This is a genomic window from Pseudomonas sp. PS01298, assembly GCF_029959745.1.
Classification (GTDB): domain Bacteria; phylum Pseudomonadota; class Gammaproteobacteria; order Pseudomonadales; family Pseudomonadaceae; genus Aquipseudomonas; species Aquipseudomonas aylmerensis.
The window spans coordinates 1-4,345 of sequence record NZ_JASCPP010000209.1 but is presented as its reverse complement, the minus strand read 5'-3'; the positions used below and the strand labels follow the sequence as shown (position 1 = coordinate 4,345).

General features: G+C 64.0%; 4 protein-coding genes. All 4 read right to left on the bottom strand.

Annotation, left to right across the window (positions count from 1 at the left end):
- Nucleotides 1-97 precede the first annotated feature (97 nt).
- Genes QMX97_RS31685 through QMX97_RS31670 form a run of 4 tightly spaced genes read right to left on the bottom strand, consistent with a single transcriptional unit; the run spans nucleotide 98 to nucleotide 4,221 of the window.
- Entirely contained in the window at nucleotides 98-799 is a 702-nt protein-coding gene (locus tag QMX97_RS31685; RefSeq protein WP_282398219.1) for an NAD(P)H-dependent oxidoreductase, read from the bottom strand.
- A 9-nt stretch (nucleotides 800-808) separates the two neighbouring features.
- The gene (locus QMX97_RS31680) at nucleotides 809-2,428 is read right to left on the bottom strand and encodes an ABC transporter ATP-binding protein (protein WP_106804471.1); all 1,620 of its coding nucleotides are present in this window, start codon (nucleotides 2,426-2,428) and stop codon (nucleotides 809-811) included.
- Nucleotides 2,429-2,430: 2 nt separating this feature from the next.
- Nucleotides 2,431-3,258 (bottom strand): ABC transporter permease, encoded by an 828-nt coding sequence (locus tag QMX97_RS31675; protein WP_065905585.1) that lies wholly within the window; start codon nucleotides 3,256-3,258, stop codon nucleotides 2,431-2,433.
- 3 nt (nucleotides 3,259-3,261) lie between these two features.
- Nucleotides 3,262-4,221 carry an ABC transporter permease gene (locus QMX97_RS31670; RefSeq protein WP_065905584.1) on the bottom strand — a complete coding sequence of 320 codons (960 nt, stop codon included), beginning with the start codon at nucleotides 4,219-4,221 and terminating at the stop codon, nucleotides 3,262-3,264.
- Nucleotides 4,222-4,345 lie beyond the last annotated feature (124 nt).

Below are 4,345 nucleotides of genomic sequence, written 5' to 3'. Positions count from 1 at the left end.
GGGCTTGCCTGCGATAGCGGTGTGTCAGGCTACAGATCTGTAGCGGATGTACCGCAACCGCAGGCAAGCCCGCTGCCACATTCGGCCGGTGACAAGTTCAAGAAAGGGGATACAGCGCCTCATCGAACTGCGCCATTTTCGGGAACACCAACGGCTGCTCATCCGCCAGCCCTTGCAGCCGCTGCTTGTACGCGATCAGAAATGCCTGCCGCGCCTCATCGCTGATATACGGCACATGCCACGCCACGAACGGCGCCAGCACTTCATACCCGACATACGCCAAGGTCCCGCGCAGGATTGGCCGCAACATGTCCTCCAACGGCCCGTGAATCGCGCCCTCGCCGAACATGTGTTCACGCCCGCCCAAGGTCACCGTGACCAACGCCCGCTTGCCCGCCAGCCCGCCCTGATCGTAAAACCGCTTGCCGCCGTAACATACGCCCGACACCAGTACGCGGTCGATCCAGCCCTTGAGCATCGCCGGCACCGAGAACCAGAAGATCGGAAAATTGAGGATCAGCAGGTCAGCCCAGAGCAGCTTGTCCAACTCGCCCTGGATATCCGCCGCGATCGACTGTTTCTTCACCCCCAGGCGCTGCTCCAGGGCATACACCAGGTAGTCAGGGTTTTCCCGCGCGCAAAAGTCCGCGGCCGACGCCACCGGGTTCCACTGCATTGCGTACAAATCACTGACCTGCACCTCGTGCCCCTGCGCGCTCAACGTGGCGATGGCCTGATCACGCAAGGCGGCGGTAAACGACTGCGGTTCAGGGTGCGCGTGAACAATCAAAACCTTCATGTGAATTCCTCAAACAGTGGGCGCCGCCCGTTGGGCCAGCAAGTGATCGAGCCAGTCCGGGTCCATCGCAGGTTCGGATGAAAACAACAGGCCGGTGTAGTCCTGGTACGGCGGGGTGAAAATCGCGCTGCGGCTGCCCTGGTCCACCACCCTGCCCCGCTGCATCACCACCACTTCATCGGCAATCGCGCGGACGGTGGCAACGTCATGAGTGATGAACAGGTAGGCCACGCCGAGTTGCTGCTGGAGGCGGTTGAGCAGTTTCAACACGCCCTCGGCCACCAGTTGATCGAGAGCCGAGGTAACCTCATCGCAGATGATCAATTGCGGGTCGGCCGCCAGGGCGCGGGCGATGCAGATGCGCTGCTTCTGCCCGCCGGACAACTCTCGCGGCTGGCGCTCCATGTAGGTGGCCGGGTCCAGCTCGATCATTTCCAGCAGCTCGGCGACCCGCGCACGCAGGGCCTTGCCCTTCAGGCCCAGGTAAAACGTCAGCGGCCGGCCGATGATGTCGACGATGCGCTGGCGCGGGTTCAGCGCCGTATCGGGGATCTGGTAGATCATCTGGATGCGCCGCAACTGCTCCTTGCTGCGCTGGCGAAAGTCCACCGGCAACGCCTCGCCGTCATACAGCACCTGCCCGCTCGTGGCCGGGAGCAAGCCGGTGATCAGGCGCGCGGTGGAGCTCTTGCCGCTGCCGGACTCGCCGATCACCGCCAGGGTCTGGCCGCGATACAGCTTCATCGACACCTCCTGCAGCACCGGTTGATGGCCATAGCTGGCGCACACCTGGCGCACATCCAGCAGCGGCTGCTCCTGCACCGGGCACGGCTTGGGCTCGGTGCGAAAGCTGCGCACTGCCCACAGCGACTTGGTGTAGTCCTGCTGCGGCTGGCTGAGCATGCTGCGGGTGTCGGCCTCTTCCACCAGCTTGCCGTGGCGCAGCACCATGATGCGGTCGGCCATCTGCGCGACCACCGCCAGGTCGTGGCTGATATACAGCGCGGCGCTGCCGAAGGTTTTCACCGCATCGCGGATCGCCGCGAGGACTTCAATCTGCGTGGTGACGTCGAGGGCGGTGGTGGGTTCGTCAAAGATGATCAGGTCGGGGTGGCACGCCATCGCCATGGCGGTCATCACCCGTTGCAGCTGGCCGCCGGAAACCTGATGGGGATAACGTTGGCCGATGGTCTGCGGGTTGGGCAGGCGCAGCACGCGGTACAACTCCACCGCTTCGCGCTCGGCCTGGGCACGGTTGATGCCGCCGTTGATCACCGCCGTTTCGACGTGCTGGTCGATCAGCCGATGCGCCGGGTTGAACGACGCGGCCGCACTTTGCGCGACATAGGCAATGCGCAAGCCGCGTAACTTGCGCAGCGCTTCGGGCTTGGCCTGCAGCAGTTGAATGCCGTCAAAACACACCGAGCCGCCCGTGATGCGGCAACCGTCGCGCGCATAGCCCATGGCGGCCAGCCCGAGGGTCGATTTGCCCGCCCCCGACTCGCCAATCAGCCCCAGCACTTCGCCGCGCTGCAAGGTCAGGTCGATGCCCTTGATCAGCGGGTGCCAGGCGTCCTCGTAATGTCCCTCGATCTGCAGGTTGCGGATTTCCAACAAGGGCTTGTCCATCCTCAACACTCCTTCAGGCCGCTGGATTTATGCAGCATCCAGTCGACGACAAAATTCACGCTGACGGTGATCAACGCCACTGCCAGGGCCGGCAGCAACGGGCTGATATCGCCGAAGGTGATCAACACCGCGTTGTCGCGGACCATGCTGCCCCAGTCGGCGGTGGGCGGTTGGATGCCCAGGCCGAGGAACGACAGCGCGCTGATAAACAGGAATACAAAGCAGAAGCGCAGGCCGAATTCGGCAATCAACGGTGCGGCGGCGTTGGGCAGCACTTCGCGGGTGACCAGCCACCACAGGCCTTCGCCGCGCAGGCGGGCAGCCTCGACGAAGTCCTGCACCACCACGGTCATCGCCACGGCGCGGGACAGGCGAAACACCCGCGTCGAATCCAGCAGCGCAATCACCAGCACCAGCGAGGTGGCGTTGGTGCCCACCACGCTGAGAATCAGCAAGGCAAAGATCAGCTGCGGGATCGCCATGAGAATGTCCACCACCCGCGACAAGCCCTGGTCGATCCAGCCGCCCTTGATCGCGGCGACCAAACCACACAGGCCGCCGAGCAGAAACGCCAGGGTCGTGGTCAGGAACGCGATGCCCAGGGTATTGCGCGCGCCGTACACCAGGCGGCTGAACATGTCGCGCCCCAGGTTATCGGTGCCCAGCAGGAACTGGCCGCTCCACGGTGCAAAGCCCTCGCCCACCACCTGGGTTTCGCCGTAGGGCGCCAGCAGGGGCGCAAACACCGCCACCACGATGTACAACACAATGATCAGCAGGCCGAACTTGGCGCTCAACGGCGCCCGGGCCACTTGGCTCAACAGGCTCATGGTCTACCCCTTCGGATGCATCAGGCGTGGGTTGCTGGCGATTGACAACACGTCCGCCCCGGTATTGAGCAGGATGTAAGTGGCGGCGAAGATCAGGCTGCAGGCCTGCACCACCGGAATGTCGCGCTTGGACACCGAGTCCACCAGCAACTGGCCGAGGCCCGGGTACACGAACACCACCTCGACCACCACCACGCCCACCACCAGGTACGCCAGGTTCAGCGCGACCACATTGACGATGGGCGCCAGCGCATTGGGCAGCGCGTGCCGCCAGATAATCCGTGACTGACGGATGCCCTTCAGGCGCGCCATCTCGATATACGGGCTGGCCAGCAGGTTGATCAGCGAGGCGCGGGTCATGCGCATCATCTGCGCGATCACCACCAGGCTGAGGGTGGCCACCGGCAACACCGAGCGTTCGAGAATGGTGCCGAAACTGGCATCCGGGGCCAGGTTGGACAGGCTGGGAAACCACCCCAGCTTCACCGAGAACACCAGGATCAACAGGTACGCGACGAAGAACTCCGGGAACGACACCGCGCTCAACGCCGAGGTATTGAGCAGGCGATCGAACCAGCTGTTGCGGTACAACGCCGCCAGCATCCCCAGCACCAGCGCCGTGGGCACCGAGACCAACGCCGCCAACGCGGCCAGGCTCAAGGTGTTGCCCAGGCGCGCGCCGATCAACTCGGCAATGGGTCGCTGGTTGGCCAGCGAAGCGCCGAGATCACCGTGCAGCAGACGCAGCAGCCAGTGCGCGAAGCGCGTCAGCGGCGGCAGATCCAGGCCCAGTTGCGCGCGAAACGCCGCCACGGTTTCCGGCGTGGCGGACTGGCCGAGCATGGCCTGGGCGATATCCCCCGGGAGCATGCCCACGGCGAGAAAGATGATCACCGACACGGCGAACAAAGACAGCAGGCCGAGGGCCAGGCGTTGGAGCACCAGTTTGAATAAGCTATTCATGTTCGGTTCTCATGAGTTGGGCATGTTCTCGAAGGCGACAAATGTCCAATGTGGGAGCGGGCTTGCTCGCGAATGCGGTGGGTCAGGCTCTATCTGTATTGGCTGACACACCGCTTTCGCGAGC

Excerpts from the sequence above, each read along its gene's own strand:
- QMX97_RS31685 (WP_282398219.1), bottom strand. The coding sequence starts at position 799 with ATGAAGGTTTTGATTGTTCACGCGCACCCTGAACCGCAGTCGTTTACC.
- QMX97_RS31680 (WP_106804471.1), bottom strand. The coding sequence starts at position 2,428 with ATGGACAAGCCCTTGTTGGAAATCCGCAACCTGCAGATCGAGGGACAT.
- QMX97_RS31675 (WP_065905585.1), bottom strand. The coding sequence starts at position 3,258 with ATGAGCCTGTTGAGCCAAGTGGCCCGGGCGCCGTTGAGCGCCAAGTTC.
- QMX97_RS31670 (WP_065905584.1), bottom strand. The coding sequence starts at position 4,221 with ATGAATAGCTTATTCAAACTGGTGCTCCAACGCCTGGCCCTCGGCCTG.